This window comes from Streptomyces sp. NPDC088252 (assembly GCF_044740965.1).
In the GTDB taxonomy this organism is placed as follows: Bacteria; Actinomycetota; Actinomycetes; order Streptomycetales; family Streptomycetaceae; genus Streptomyces.
The window spans coordinates 168,516-181,780 of record NZ_JBIURS010000002.1; the positions used below are offsets into that span (position 1 = coordinate 168,516).

The window sequence follows — 13,265 nt, forward strand, 5'->3', positions numbered from 1 at the left end:
ATGACGCAACTCGCCCTGCCCGCACTCGGGCGCTGGACCGCAATCTCTCTCGCGCTTACCGCCCTCCTGGTCGCATGCACGGTGCTGCTGGTCGGCTTGCTGATCCGCCGACGCACTACCCGAAACCGCAGGAAGCCACAGCCCGGAACGCCCGCAGTGATGGTCGCCGCGCTGGCCGCGGTCGGCTGTACCACCTACAGCGCCGACACCAGCTGGCGGTTCGCCGCCGACTACCTGGACATGAGCGGAACCGCCGAGCGCACCGCAATGTTCGCCGCCGCCGAACTCGCCCTCTTCGCCACGGCACTGCTGGCGCGGCAGAACCTACACGGCCCCAAGCAGGCACCCGGCCTGCCCGGCGTCCTGACCTGGGTGATCACCGCTGTGCAGGTGATCCCCGCGTACGCCGAGTCGGGCATGGTCGGCGGCACGGTGCGGGCCTTCGTGGGCCCGGTCTTGGCCGCACTGCTCTGGCATCAGGCCATGGGCATCGAACTGCGCATCCGCACGCCCGAGGCCGCCTCCCACAGCGTCCTCGCCCGGATCGGACGCGAAGTACGCGAACGCCTGCTCTCCCGTCTTGGGATCGCCGAACGCGATCGAGATGCCGCGCAGATCACCCGCGACCGTGCCACCCGCCGAGCCGTCGCCTTGGCCGCGCACCTAGCGGAGCGAACCCAAAAGCAGCGCGCCAGCTGGCGAGGCCGGCGCACTTCACGACGCCTGTCACAGGCCATCGCCCGAGCCTCGGTGGGCATCGACCAGCGCCAGCGCGAAGTGCTGCTGCACCAGCTCGCCGTCCGCCGTCACGCGACAGCGCTGGCCACGATCGAACTGCCATCGCCTTGGACCGCTTTCACTCCAGGCGGGGACGCCACGCGCCATGTCGGGACGAGACACCCACGCAGCCGATCGGGTGCCGACTACGCCTCGGAGACCGAGGAAGCCACGGAACACCCCGCCCCTGGGCTTCGTCCCGAGTTCCTGCCTCCTCGATCCGTGCAGAGCCAACTTCCCCTGCACGATTCGGCACCCACTCCCGAGAGCACCGAGTCGCGCTCCGAAGAGGACGTCCCTACGACGCAACGCTACGGACGCCCTCCCGGTGCCGAAATGGACGAACTACTCGCCATCGGCCGCGAGGCCATTGCAGTGCACGGAACGGGGACCCGCACCGTGCTACGGAACGCCATCCGCAACGCCGAACTCACCATCTCCGAGAACCGGCTCACCGAACTCAAGGGGCTCCTAGCCGCTGAGCGGGGCGCCAAGAACAGCCTTCCCACGGGCTGACCGGATATCCGGTCAGTCAGAAACGCTGGCACGGGGACCTGCGGACCATCAGCTCCGCCTGGCCCCAGCCCCCTCATTCGCGCCGCTATGCCAGACACGGCCCTCCCCAGCGAATCCCCTCGAACCAGTGGGAAGCAGGGCTGTTGCCCATCAGCCGGCCTGATCCGCCAATCCCCCCTTTCCCACCAGGAGCTTCTCTCCATGCACGATTCGTGCACCAGCAGCCCGGACCACCACCAGAACGAGACACAAGCCATCCCAGCCCCAGGCGAAGCAAGTTGGAGGTTCGGACACTCCCCCGCAGGGGGTGCGTCCGAACCCGTGCGCGCCCCGGGGGTGGCGGGCAGCCTCCCGCGCCAGGGGGCACGGGAGGGAGGGGATGCGACCGAGGGCGGACCGCAGCCTGGCAGGCGCCGGGGCAAAGCCCGTATCCGCGCCCCCAAGCAGCGCCGCGCGCACAGCGTCCGCCTCAGCGAACCCGAGTTCGAGCTCGTCGCCGCCGGCGCCGAAACCGTCGGCATGAGCATCGCCGGCTTCCTCGCCCACAGCGGGCTCGCCGCCGCCCGCGATCTCGACCGCACCGCCGCCGCCATTGCCAGCCGTCAGGACACCCTGACCACCCTGTTCGCGCTCCGGCGCCAGCTCGGCCACGCCAACAACAACCTCAACCAGGCCGCCCGCGCCCTCAACAGCGGCGCCTACCCCGACGGCCTGGAGGGCACCATCGCCGCTGTCCACCGTGCCGTCGAAGGCATCCGCCACATCACCACCCGCATGACCGATCCGAACGCCGAGGGCACCGCCGCTTGATCCCCTCCATCCACAATCAGGGCGGCAACACCGCCCGCCTGCTCGCCTACCTCTACGGCCCCGGCCGCCGCGAGGAACACACCGACCCTCACCTGGTCGCCTCCTTCGACGGCCTCGCCCCCGACCCCAGCCGCGATCCGAACGCCTGCCTCGACGACCTCGCCCGCCTTCTGGACGAGCCTCTGCACCTGCTCACCGACGACACGCGTCCCGCCACGCACGTGTGGCACGCCTCGGTCCGCGCCGCCCCCGGTGACCGCACCCTGACCGACACCGAGTGGGCCGACATCGCCCGCCGGGTCATCGCCGCCACCGGCGTCGACCCCGGCGACGGCGCAGGGTGTCGCTGGGCAGCCGTCCGTCACGCCGACGACCACATCCACCTCATCGCCACACTCGTCCGCGAGGACGGCCGCCGCCCCGACCACCACCGCTCCGCCAAGCGCGCCCAGGCCGAATGCCGCCACATCGAAACCGACTACAACCTGCAGCGCGTGGCGGCCGGCGACGGCACCGCCGCCAAGCGCCCCACCAGCGCCGAACGCCACAAAGCCCACCGCCACAACCGGCAACGCACCCCGCGCGAAGAACTCCGCGAGACCGTCCGCCGGTCGGTGGCCGGCGCGGCGAGCGGGGAGGAGTTCTTCGGCCGCCTCGCTGCGGCCGGTCTGCTCATCCGGCGCCGCATCGCACCGTCGGGCGACACCCTCGGCTACACCGTCGCCCTGCCCGACGACCGCAATGGCAAGGGCGAGCCCGTCTTCTACTCCGGCTCCAAGCTCGCCCCGGACCTCTCCCTGCCCCGCATCCGCGAACGCTGGACCCAGCCCTCGGACGACGCCACCCAGCAGCCGGCCCTGCCGCCGGTGACCGGGCCCGCGTCCGCCCGGCGCCGCGCCACCACCGCCGCCTGGCAAGCATTGCTCGTCATCGACCACGGCGACGACGGCGTCATCGCCGCACAGATCGCCGCCACCGGGGAAGTCCTTGACGCCCTCGCCAAGACCTCCGCCGCCCACACCCGCCACGAACTACAGGCAGCCGCCACCGCGTTCGAACGAGCTACCCGCTCCCACATCCGCGCCGCACGCGGCCACGACCGCGCCCTGCGTCAAGCCGCCCGCGACCTTGTCCACAGCGGCCCGGCCCTTGGCTGGGGCGAGGACGGCGCCACCACGGCGATGACCATCGACATGCTGTTCTTCCTGATCACCGCAACCGCGCACTGGCACGCCAAGAGGCAGCACGCCCAGCAAGCCGAGGCTGCCAACCAGGCTGCTGAGCATCTGCGTGTGGCCTACCAGGCCGCCGCCGAGCAGCCCATAGGCGTGCTCCACCAGCGTGGCCGCCGCCTGGCCCCGTCCCGGCAACGGCGCCACTCCGCCGCACTGCGCAACGCGCTGCCTGATCTGGCCGACCGAATCCTTGCCGAACCCGGCTGGCCCGCCCTCGCGGCCACCCTCGCCGGGGCCCAGACCGCCGGCCGCAGTCCCGACGCCCTGCTCACTCAGGCAGCGTCACGACGGGAACTGGACACGGCGGCGCGGATCAGCGACGCGCTCGTGTGGCGGCTGCGGCGGATGGCCGACCTCCCAGCAGACTCTCAGGACTCCCAGGGCCAGCGCGCCCGAGAAAACCACGGCGTCTCCTCGCCGGAACGGGCCGCGCAAACCGGGACCAGGCCCGCGAATAGTCCCCCGCGGCGACGATGAACCGTGAAATTGAGCGGCCAAAAGTAGCCGAGAATCCCCGGTTAGGCTAACCGGGGATTCTCCGGACCATGGGCGCATCGGCATCCACCCCGCGCCTTTGAGGAGAATCCCTATGCCCGCCTCCACCCCTCGCCCCATGTCATGGCTCTGCTGTTCGACACGGGTTTCAATCGTCCCTCGGGTACCCGCACCTTCCGCCACCTCGACGGACGCCCCGTCACCGAGGAGGAACAGGCCCTCGCCGATGACGCCAACCTCGAAGAGTTCCAAGCCGCAGGCGCCCACGTCCACAACCCCGAGGCCGGAGCCGAGGCAGCGGCAGCCTCGCGCCTACTGGCCGAGCTCCTGTTCAAGTACGTCGTACAGCACCATGAAGCACTCGTCCCCTTCATGACCGACGAGGACCTCATCGAGTACGACCGGTTGGCCACCATCATCGCTGCGGACGCCGACGGCTTCCTCCCGCACGAGGCTTGAGCACATGGGCAAGGCGCCCATGCAGGAACCGGCGGCCGGTGGCCAGGAGACCTCCCCGCCACCGGCCGCACGCCGTCATCCAGTCGGCCGGCCCCGCTCAAGCCAGACCACGAGAACACCTGTCCGGCCGCCAGCTTGGAGGAGACACCGGGCGCCACATCGCCTCGCAGGTTCCTCCGGCGCCCTCAGCGACCTTCGTCAGCGGTTCAGGACCGCGTCGAGGTGCTCCTGCACCGACTCGAACAACCCGTACGGGACGTACTGCGGAATCTCTGCGTGGGTAACCCACGCGAGCTCGGCCAGCTCGTCGGTGTCCGCGACGTACGCGCTCCCGCCGGCCACCCCGCAGGCCGTGTAGGACATCAGCCGGCCGGTGGCCGGGTGCACCCGTTCACCGAGTGTCTTCCCCGCCATCACGTCCAGGCCGGTCTCCTCCTGGGTCTCCCGCACGGCGGCGTCCTCGCGAGACTCCCCTGGCTCTACCTCCCCGGCCGGGAACTGCCAGGAGAGCCGGCCCTCGCTGACCCGTCGCCGCACCATGAGCACGCGTCCCTTGTGCACCACGATGGCTGCGGCGATGGGCCGCTGGTGCCCTTCCCTCATCTGCGTACCTCTTCCTCGATGGCACAAGCGATCTGCGGCCACGGAGCACGTAGGGCACCGAAGAGTGACCAGTAGCCGTGTGCCTCGCGAACTACGGCGCTGACACCGAGGCGTACCGCTTCGGGGTCGATCGTGCCTATGACCCGCCGGGTGACACCCCCGGCCCCTCGGGGCGCGGAGGTGATCCCGCTGCCCAGGAGGAGCGTGGCAGTGCGGATGGCGTCCAGCGTGGTGGGTGGTGCCGCGCCTGCGAAGCCTCCGTAGACCAGCTCGTGCCAGTGCTGCTGGGTGCGTGCCCAGGCGAGGCGTTCCAGGCCGGTTCCCAGGTCTACGGCCATGCGGGTCGGGTCATCGGTGTTCCACAGCAGGACGATGTCGCCGAGGTCGAGCCCGAGGTGGCGGAAGTGCAGCGTGATACCCGCGACCTCGCGTCGTCGCCAGGGGGTGAGGGTCCCGTGGACGCTCAGATGGCGGGCGTGGAAACCGAGTTGGGAGAGGACGGAGAACCAGCCATCGAGAATCGCGCCGTACTCGTCGAGCCGTCCTACAGGTTGGACGCGGGAGATGTTGACGAAGGAGGTCAGGAAGCCGTCGCGGAGGTCGCCGGAGGGGTCGCGTTCACCGGTGAAGCGGACGACCGGCTGGGGGAGGAAGCCCCGTCGGTACGTCTGGGGTCTTCCGTCCTTGAGGAGCGGGTCGAGGGCCTGGATCGCCGAGATGGTCAGTTCTGTGTCGCGCCCCCAGCGGAGCGGGAGGCAGTCGTCGCGTGGAGCGCCGACGTAGGCGAAGGCAGTCTCCAGGCTGCGGAGAAGTTCCCTCCACGAGGGCGGCCGGCGCGGCGGGCGGTACGGGGTGCCTCGCCGCTGATGCAGGATGTCGACGTGGGGGCCGTCGATGGTGAACTCCCACTGCGGGTGGGCTAACGCGCCACGGAGTACGGAGGGTATCCGCGAGGCCAGCGCGTCTCCGGTCGTATGAGCTGTGCCGGTCAGCACGACCGTGATGCCATCGCCAGGAAGTGCCGGGCGGGGTCGAAGCGGTGCTGGCCGATCTCTTGAACCTGCCGGTGGTCGAGGGTTTCCGCCTGCTCGGTGGCGCGCGCGAGTCGCTGGGCCGCGGTCTCGTCGTCCTCGTCCGGGTCGGCCACAGTGATGGCGCCCGTCTGGTCGCAGAGGGCCGCTTCGGCGCAGGTGCCTGTGCGCCAGGTGAGCGCGGCCATGGGGGTGCCGGCGCGGAGGGACTCGCCGAAGACGGCGGCGCCGGCTTCCACGTACGTGCGGGCGTAGGTGTAGACGAATACGGAGGCGTCTCGGATGGCGACCGTCTTGGCCGACCCCCCGAGTTCGCCGATCCACTCGACGTGGTCCGCGTCGAAGAGGCGAGCGTGGCTCTGGACATAGTCGTGGTCGAAGACCGGGCCGACGACGCGGATGCGGCGGCCGAGTATCTGGGCGGCGCGGACCGCCAGGTGGGGGGCCTTCTCAGCGTCGACGCGGCCGAGCCAGACGAGGTCGCGTCCGACGATCGCCGACGGTTCCTCCTCGTCGAGGCCGAGGTGTACGGCCAGCTCGGGGATCGGCCGGTGGTCCGCGTACCGCTCGATCATCTCGGGCGAGTAGCAGTACAGCCGGGAGCGCCTGCCGTCGAAGGCGGTGGTGGTGTGCTGGAAGACCGGGGAGTGCTGGAAGGTGGCGACGTCGCAGTCCAGCGAGTTCCAGGTGCGGGTCCAGGCGGGCAGCGAGGGGTACTCGTGCCCGACGACCAGGAGGTCGTACTTGGTGTCGCGGACGTCGCGCTCGGCGAGCGATCCGGGGGTGATGTCCTCCAGGCGGACCGGCTTGCGGACCCAGTCGCTCTCCAGGTCCGCGAGCCAGCCCGGCCCGAGGAGGTGTACGTCGGCGCCTGCGGCCCGGGCGCCTACGGCGACCGCCCACAGCCATCGTTCGATCCCGCCGTAGCCGGCGGGCGGAAAGGCGTAGCTACCAGGGAAATCGCAGACGCCGACGAGCACGTTATGCCTCCGGTGTTCCGTCCGCCTTGATCCGGCGGAAGCCGAGGTACGGGAAGAGGGATTCGGGAAGGACGAGCGAGCCGTCCTCCTGCTGACACTGTTCGAGGAGCGCGGCCAGCGTGCGGCCGACGGGCAGGCCGGAGCCGTTGAGGGTGGCGACGAGCTTGGGCTTGCCGTCCTCGCCGCGGGTCCGGATGTTGGCGCGGCGGGCCTGGAAGGTGCCGAAGTTGGAGACCGACGAGATCTCGCGGTACGTGTTCTGGCTCGGGATCCAGACCTCGATGTCGTAGGTGAGCTGGGCAGAGAAGCCGGTGTCGCCGGCAGGCAGCTTGATGACCCGGTAGGCGAGGCCGAGCTCCTTCAGGCACGCCTCGGCGTGGCCGACCATCGTCTCCAGCTCGGCGTCCGCCGTCTCCGGGTCGACGATCTTGACCATCTCAACCTTGGCGAACTGGTGCTGGCGGATCAGACCGCGGGTGTCCCGGCCGTACGAGCCAGCCTCGGAGCGGAAGCACGGTGTGTGGGCGGTCATGGCCAGCGGTAGCTCGGCCGGCGGGATGATCTCGTCGGCATAGAGGTTGGTCAGCGGGACCTCGGCCGTCGGGATCAGGAACAGATCGCGGTCTGCCACGCCCGTCTTGAACAGGTCTTCCTCGAACTTCGGCAGCTGCCCGGTGCCGGTCATCGTCTTGCGCGTGACGAGGAAGGGCACGGAGTGCTCGACGTACCCGTGCCGACGGGTGTGGATGTCAAGGAAGAGCGTGGCCAGGGCGCGCTCCAGGGCCGCGCCGGCCCCGCGCGACACCGCGAAGCGGGGGCCGGACAGCTTCGTCGCCCGGGCGAAGTCGAGGATGCGGGTGGCCTCGCCGAGGTCGACGTGGTCCTTCGGCTCGAAGGTGAACGCGGGGGGCGTGCCGACGCGCCGTACCTCGATGGCGAACTCCTCGGAGTCGCCGTCCGGGGCCGAGTCGTCCGGCAAGTTCGGGATGCTCAGGAGCAGGTCACGGAGCTGGGCCTCGATCCCCTCCTGTCCGGCTTCGATCTCGCGGATCTGGTCCTTCAGCTCGCGGGCGCGCTCCTTCAGCTTGCTGATGTCCCCACCCTGCTTCGCGGTCTGCTGGACCTCGCTCGCCACCCGCTTGGATTCCGCCCGCAGCTCGTCGGCAGAGCGGATGTTCTGGTTGCGCCGGGACTGGAGGTTTTCCAGCTGGGACAGGTCCAGGGAGTAGCCGCGACGAGCGAGCCGACGAACAGCTTCGGCACCCATTTCGATCAGGGCGCGGGCGTCATGCATGAGGAAGATCCTTTTTATCCAGCGAATGGGATGGGGATACCGAATCGACGGTAGCAACCGCCGGCCCCTCGCTGATCCGGAATATGGCCGTGCCACCGGCGCCGGTGATCTTCTCGAACATGCCCGAATCAAGATCGTCCAGGAGGGCGGTGATCAGAACGGGCAGCTCGTCGTCGGAAATGGCGATCGGTTCGACGTACGGGGCCTCGGGGAAGAACAGCGGCATGGGCTCCCCCTCGGTGCGCTCGCGGTACCAGAGGAGGACGGAGACCATCAGGCCGTGGCCGACGAGCACCCTGGGACCGGGGTGCTCGCCGGCGGAGAGCACCCCGGTGAACATCCGCCGGATGCCCTCACGCTGGGACTCGGACGCGCCGGGCGGGCGCTCATCGGCTCCATGGGCGTCGAGCCAGACGGCGTAGTCAAGGAAAGGGCCGCCCTCGAATTGCCCGTGGTCGAGTTCGTTGAGCCGCGCGTCGACGACGAGCCCGGCGGACGGAACGCCCATCAGCAGCGAGGTGGTCTGGAGAGCCCGGGGGAATTCGCTGGTCAGCCATGTGGCCACGGAGTGCAGGGGGAGTGTGGTCCAGGCGTGACTCAGGGACTGCCGGCCTTCCTCGTTGAGGTGGATGCGCTTACCCGGATCGCCGTTGACGAGGTAACGCTTGCTGTAGTTCGTCTGGCCGTGGCGAAGGATGTACGTCGTCATCGGTCCCGCCCCATTCCGAACGTCCCCGTTCCGAAAGCCATCAGAGAGGACAGCACCGCCGCGATCTTCGGCCTCGCGGGGTCTCCGATCTCTGTGTAGTAGAGAAGCCCATCGAGCGCGAGCGCCCTGCACCAGGGCGTGATCTCCGGTACGGGGATACGGGAGATCCGGGCGGTCGTGGCGAGCCGATCGGCCATCCCTCGTTCGAGGTCGTAGTAGACGCTCCAGAAGGCCCAGTCGAAGACCGCGTCACCCTCCACAGGATGGGGATCGATCAGACGAGGACGCTGCTCCACGTCGAAGATCACGTTCTCCGCGTACAGGTCGGCATGCAGGACCGTCGTCCGGGCGGGGACTTCGCGCAGGCCCGCGAGCTCGTGGCATACCTCCCTCGCGAGCCGTCCGTGGGAGCCGAGGTCGAGGACCCGCATCCTTCGGTGGACGCGCGGTAGGACGACCTCCTGGAGGAAGCCGGCCAGGCTGGGCACGCCCGGTCCGAGCGACCGCCGACCGAGCGTGTGGAGCCGGTGGATCGCAGCAGCCACCGCCTGCGTCTCGCGTACAGGACGGACGTCACCCCCGGGCTGCCCACCGACAAGCTCCAGGGCAGCCACCGACAGGTCATCCGCGGTGTGGACCACGTTCGCGGTCGGGCCGCCGGCCCATACCCGCAAGGCGGCCGTCTCGTGGCGGTATCGGATGGGCTCCACCCACGCCTTCAGCACCAAGCGGCTCCGGTCAGGCGCAACGGCGAGCGCGACCGCCGAGGCGTGTCCCGCGTCGTGGTAACTCCTCAGCGAGAGGTTCCATCGCCTGGCCGCCTCGGCCAGGAGGCCCGGGGCGGCGTCCAGCCACTCCTCAACCGATGGTCCGTAGTGCGCGAGCAACCGCTCCCGGCATCCCGAAGGCACATCTCCGAGCGTGCGTCTAGCCATCAGCTCAGCACGATCCCGTCGGAGACCAGCTCGTCCGTGAGGGCGGGGAAGCCCTCCAAGGTCTCGGCGACGAGGGCCTGGACCTTGTCGGCCTCGACGTCCGGGGAGGACAGCCGGATCAGGATGCGCCACGGCTGGTCGAGACGCTGGCCGGTGGTGCTGACCAGGTGGACCTCGGCGTGGCCGTCGGTGGCCTCGTGCAGCCGCTGAGCCAGGCGCTGAGCGGCGATGTTGTAGAGCTTGCCGACGTGGTAGACGGGGTTCTTGCCGTTGGCGCCCTCCAGGTTCATCGGCCGCAGGGGCGTGATGAGCCCGTTGACGCGGTTACCGCGACCGACGACGCCCTCGTCTCCGGACTCGATCGAGCTGCCGGTGTACGTGAGGTACAGCTCGTCCTTCTCCGGTACGTCGCGGGCGTTGAGTCGGAAGCGGGCCTCGGCGCCAGGAAGCCTGAGGCCGGCGAGCCGGTAGCACTCGGCGAGAACGCTCTCGGTGTTCCGGACGTACTCGGCGCGGCTGACGACGTGGCGCGATTTCTGCGGCACGCACAGGACGACGTCGGCCTGGTCGCCATCCCAGTAGCCCATGAGCTTGACGTCGGAGCCGCACCAGGCGTGGGAGAGCGTGAACTCGTTCTCGCCGGAGAAGTGGTTCACCAGCTCGCGGATGAACGACTCGAAGGCGCTCTCCGGCGCCCATCCGGTCCCGAGCGAGGTGTCGTTCGACAGCCGGACCCGCCGCTCGCGCAGGTCGTCGATGGAGCGGGGGTTGAACCAGCGGGTGCGGTCCGGGACCTCGTCGCCGGTGAGGACGGCACCGGGGCTGGAATTGCTGGTGATGTTGAACTTGATGTCGAGGTGGTCCGAGACCTCGCGAAGCCTCTCGGCGAAGAACGCGCGTACCTCGGCCTCGACGATCTCCTCGACGGGGATCCTCTCGCCCCCGCACATTGGCGCGGCCCGCCCGTTGACCAGGACGCGCACCGGGGCCGTGATCCGGCCGGCGCCGTACCGGACCTCGCTGGCCCCGCCGAGGAGGGCTAGCTTGTCGAAGTTGTGGTGCAGCACGGCGCCGAAGCGCTGGACGGTGTAGTGGCTGTAGGCGCGGGACAGCCGCTCGGCGAGGTGGTCGGCCAGGGTGTCCGGATGGCCGAGGCCCTTCCGTTCCACGATGGTCGTCGCGTCCGGTTTGGTCATGCCGGTGTCGATGACGAGGTGGCTGTGATTGATGGTCGTGCTCGTACGAGGCATCACGAACTCCCGTTCACGGGGGACAGGGCAGAGACGAGCGCTACTGGGACTTGCGGAGATGGCAACTATCCGGGCCCTGCAGGTCCTGTTCGAGGGCTCTGACAGGTCATCAAGAGGACTTCCACAGGGCTTTATTGGCTTCTCGTGGATGATTTCGCGCCGCGACGGGGACACCGCATGTCACTCTCTGACGAGAGTTCGTCCCGGAGGAGATTCATGTCCCGTCCCGCAGGCAACACCCGACTCAAGTCCGCTCGCCTGGCTGCCGGATACAACTCGCAACAGGCCCTGGCCGACGCCATCACCAAGACAGCACCCAAGCTGGGCATCAGGGGGCTCGCTGTCGGCGTCCGTCAGATCCGGCGCTGGGAGTCCGCCACACCGCCCTGGCCACAGCCTGACGTCCACCGAGTCCTGACCCACCTCCTGGGCCAGAGCATGGAGGACTTGGGATTCACCCCGCCCTGGGGAACCGAGAGCCGCCCTGCGGGCTCGGCGGTCCGCAGCACCCCTCGTACCCCCCTGACGGGTGCGCGGCTAGCCAGCGTCCCTGCGCAGGCGGGCATCACAAGGCAGCCGGTCACGGTGGGCAAGGACTTCGAGGCCGTCACCCGTTCCCATCGGCACCTCTACTGGTCCGTGGCCCCGGCCGTACTTCACCCCGCAGTCCTGGAACACGCCCGTCTGGGATGCGCTCTCCTGTCTGAGACCGCGAACCCTGCTCGCCAGACCCTCGCTGGCGCACTCGCCGAGTCCTATCTCCTGGCTGGCCGCATCGAGTTCTTCGACCTACGCCAGCCCGAGCAATCCTCAGAGACCCTCTTGCGTGCCCTGCAGGCGGCGGGGGAGGCGGACGATCCGCTTCTCGGATCGGCCATCCTCGCGCACATGGCCTTCGTCCCTGGCTGGGCCGATGACCGTGACGCGGCGATCGAGCGCATGATGGCCGCCCGCACCTACGCTCGACGCGGAGACGCCTCCGCGGAGCTCTGGGCATGGCTGGACGCAGTCGAGGCGGAATGCGAGACACGATGCGGCGATCCCCGGGCGGCGCTCCGCCTGATCAGTCACGCCGAGGACGCCCTTTCTTCGGGCTCAGAGCACCCCACTCCTGACTGGCTGGACTGGTTCAGCCGAGTGCGCCTGTCCGCATTCAAGGGGAACACGCAGCTGAAGGCCGGCCACCTGCCGCAAGCCCGCCAGACCCTTCAGGAGGTTCTCGACGACCTGCCACCCGAGTCGGACAAGCAGCGCACGGTCGTCCTCGGCGATCTCGCCGCGGTCGAAGCCGCGGACAGCCATCCGGAGGCGGCATGCCAGTACGCCGTACAAGCCCTCGACCAGCTCGCCATCACCTGGTACGCGACGGGCATGGAGCGCATCCGCGAAGTCCGACGCACGCTCGCCCCATGGCAGAACGAGCAGTGCGTCCGAGACCTCGACGATCGTCTCTACGACTGGGGCACGACGGTCAGCGCTCTCCAGCGTTGAACTTGTCGATCTTCTCAGGCAGCTCCGCGAGCGAGTCGATGCGCATCGTAGTGATCGAGTCCGCATCCGGGTCACGCTGCTGAATCGTGCCCCACGGCCCACGCCGAATCAGAGCTGCCAGAAGCCCCGCCTGCACGGCCGGGCGAATGTCGTTGTCGAGCCGGTCGCCGACGTACAGGATCTCACCCGGCTCGGCAGGCGTCGCCTCGATGACGTGGCCGAAGAACTTCACGTCCGGCTTCGACGCCCCCCAGTCATCGCTGGTGGCGATCAGGTCGGAAGGGAGATCCAACCCCCGTAGCAAGCCGCCGGCCCGCACGGTCTGGTTCCCAGCGATGCCCACCCACAGCCCCGCCGCACGCAGAGCAGCCAGCGTGGGCCGCACGTCCGGGTACAGGTCATCCTCGCCGAACCACTCCGGTTGTCCGGCAGCCGCGCGCTTCTCTCGCTCCTCGGTCAGATCGAACCCGGGCCGGAACTCCTGAAACGTCTCGCGATAGTCACGTCCCTGCGCGATGACCGCCCCGAACATGGCCGCGAAGGTGTGCCGTGGCACCCCCAGCCAGTCAGCCCACGTCCCGTACTCCCGGGTCTCGTCAACAAGGCACTCACCCACGTCGAATACCACCGCACGAATCATGCTCCGCAGGTTAGACGGTCCGGCACGACGGGCGAAGCGG

13 protein-coding genes are annotated in these 13,265 nt (G+C 69.3%); 5 read left to right on the forward strand and 8 right to left on the reverse strand.

The window, feature by feature from the left end; translation table 11 throughout:
* The 4 genes from ACIOHC_RS04520 to ACIOHC_RS04535 all read left to right on the forward strand — a co-directional run bounded on the left by ACIOHC_RS04520 (position 1) and on the right by ACIOHC_RS04535 (position 4,292).
* Positions 1 to 1,293, forward strand: coding sequence for a hypothetical protein (locus tag ACIOHC_RS04520; protein WP_401841364.1), 1,293 nt, complete (start codon positions 1 to 3; stop codon positions 1,291 to 1,293).
* 321 nt (positions 1,294 to 1,614) lie between these two features.
* A complete protein-coding gene (locus ACIOHC_RS04525) occupies positions 1,615 to 2,103 on the forward strand; it encodes a plasmid mobilization protein (protein ID WP_401841366.1) in 489 nt (162 codons plus the stop codon).
* Entirely contained in the window at positions 2,100 to 3,815 is a 1,716-nt protein-coding gene (locus ACIOHC_RS04530; RefSeq protein WP_401841367.1) for a relaxase/mobilization nuclease domain-containing protein, read from the forward strand. The genes ACIOHC_RS04525 and ACIOHC_RS04530 overlap by 4 nt, the downstream gene beginning before the upstream one ends.
* A gap of 141 nt (positions 3,816 to 3,956) precedes the next feature.
* Positions 3,957 to 4,292 (forward strand): hypothetical protein, encoded by a 336-nt coding sequence (locus ACIOHC_RS04535; protein ID WP_401841370.1) that lies wholly within the window; start codon positions 3,957 to 3,959, stop codon positions 4,290 to 4,292.
* A 198-nt stretch (positions 4,293 to 4,490) separates the two neighbouring features.
* On the opposite strand, the gene ACIOHC_RS04540 is transcribed toward ACIOHC_RS04535, so the two are convergent.
* From ACIOHC_RS04540 to ACIOHC_RS04570, 7 genes are read right to left on the reverse strand one after another with little or no spacing between them, the layout of a single operon-like run.
* Complete coding sequence (locus ACIOHC_RS04540; RefSeq protein WP_401841373.1) at positions 4,491 to 4,895, reverse strand: NUDIX hydrolase; 405 nt, start codon at positions 4,893 to 4,895, stop codon at positions 4,491 to 4,493.
* Entirely contained in the window at positions 4,892 to 5,890 is a 999-nt protein-coding gene (locus ACIOHC_RS04545) for a hypothetical protein (RefSeq protein WP_401841376.1), read from the reverse strand. The genes ACIOHC_RS04540 and ACIOHC_RS04545 overlap by 4 nt, the downstream gene beginning before the upstream one ends.
* Positions 5,884 to 6,906, reverse strand: a complete 1,023-nt coding sequence (locus tag ACIOHC_RS04550; RefSeq protein WP_401841378.1) for a glycosyltransferase — start codon at positions 6,904 to 6,906, stop codon at positions 5,884 to 5,886. Before ACIOHC_RS04550 ends, ACIOHC_RS04545 begins: the two co-directional genes overlap by 7 nt.
* A gap of 1 nt (position 6,907) precedes the next feature.
* On the reverse strand, positions 6,908 to 8,200 hold the full coding sequence (gene serS, locus ACIOHC_RS04555; RefSeq protein ID WP_401841379.1) for a serine--tRNA ligase: 1,293 nt from the start codon (positions 8,198 to 8,200) through the stop codon (positions 6,908 to 6,910).
* On the reverse strand, positions 8,193 to 8,909 hold the full coding sequence (locus ACIOHC_RS04560; protein ID WP_401841381.1) for a histidine phosphatase family protein: 717 nt from the start codon (positions 8,907 to 8,909) through the stop codon (positions 8,193 to 8,195). Before ACIOHC_RS04560 ends, serS begins: the two co-directional genes overlap by 8 nt.
* Positions 8,906 to 9,844, reverse strand: coding sequence for a phosphotransferase (locus tag ACIOHC_RS04565; RefSeq protein ID WP_401841383.1), 939 nt, complete (start codon positions 9,842 to 9,844; stop codon positions 8,906 to 8,908). Before ACIOHC_RS04565 ends, ACIOHC_RS04560 begins: the two co-directional genes overlap by 4 nt.
* On the reverse strand, positions 9,844 to 11,094 hold the full coding sequence (locus ACIOHC_RS04570; RefSeq protein WP_401841386.1) for a methionine adenosyltransferase: 1,251 nt from the start codon (positions 11,092 to 11,094) through the stop codon (positions 9,844 to 9,846). The genes ACIOHC_RS04565 and ACIOHC_RS04570 overlap by 1 nt, the downstream gene beginning before the upstream one ends.
* Positions 11,095 to 11,310: 216 nt before the next feature.
* Between ACIOHC_RS04570 and ACIOHC_RS04575 the strand changes: the two genes are divergently transcribed.
* Positions 11,311 to 12,585, forward strand: coding sequence for a transcriptional regulator (locus tag ACIOHC_RS04575; protein ID WP_401841389.1), 1,275 nt, complete (start codon positions 11,311 to 11,313; stop codon positions 12,583 to 12,585).
* On the opposite strand, the gene ACIOHC_RS04580 is transcribed toward ACIOHC_RS04575, so the two are convergent.
* Positions 12,566 to 13,225: an HAD family hydrolase gene (locus tag ACIOHC_RS04580; protein WP_401841392.1), complete on the reverse strand. Its 660-nt coding sequence runs from the start codon at positions 13,223 to 13,225 to the stop codon at positions 12,566 to 12,568. The two genes, ACIOHC_RS04575 and ACIOHC_RS04580, sit on opposite strands and share 20 nt — an antisense overlap.
* Positions 13,226 to 13,265 lie beyond the last annotated feature (40 nt).

Coding starts and splice junctions, on each gene's coding strand:
- ACIOHC_RS04535 (WP_401841370.1), top strand. CDS start 3,957: ATGGCTCTGCTGTTCGACACGGGTTTCAATCGTCCCTCGGGTACCCGC.
- ACIOHC_RS04580 (WP_401841392.1), bottom strand. CDS start 13,225: ATGATTCGTGCGGTGGTATTCGACGTGGGTGAGTGCCTTGTTGACGAG.
- ACIOHC_RS04560 (WP_401841381.1), bottom strand. CDS start 8,909: ATGACGACGTACATCCTTCGCCACGGCCAGACGAACTACAGCAAGCGT.
- ACIOHC_RS04520 (WP_401841364.1), top strand. CDS start 1: ATGACGCAACTCGCCCTGCCCGCACTCGGGCGCTGGACCGCAATCTCT.
- serS (WP_401841379.1), bottom strand. CDS start 8,200: ATGCATGACGCCCGCGCCCTGATCGAAATGGGTGCCGAAGCTGTTCGT.
- ACIOHC_RS04575 (WP_401841389.1), top strand. CDS start 11,311: ATGTCCCGTCCCGCAGGCAACACCCGACTCAAGTCCGCTCGCCTGGCT.
- ACIOHC_RS04540 (WP_401841373.1), bottom strand. CDS start 4,895: ATGAGGGAAGGGCACCAGCGGCCCATCGCCGCAGCCATCGTGGTGCAC.
- ACIOHC_RS04565 (WP_401841383.1), bottom strand. CDS start 9,844: ATGGCTAGACGCACGCTCGGAGATGTGCCTTCGGGATGCCGGGAGCGG.
- ACIOHC_RS04570 (WP_401841386.1), bottom strand. CDS start 11,094: ATGCCTCGTACGAGCACGACCATCAATCACAGCCACCTCGTCATCGAC.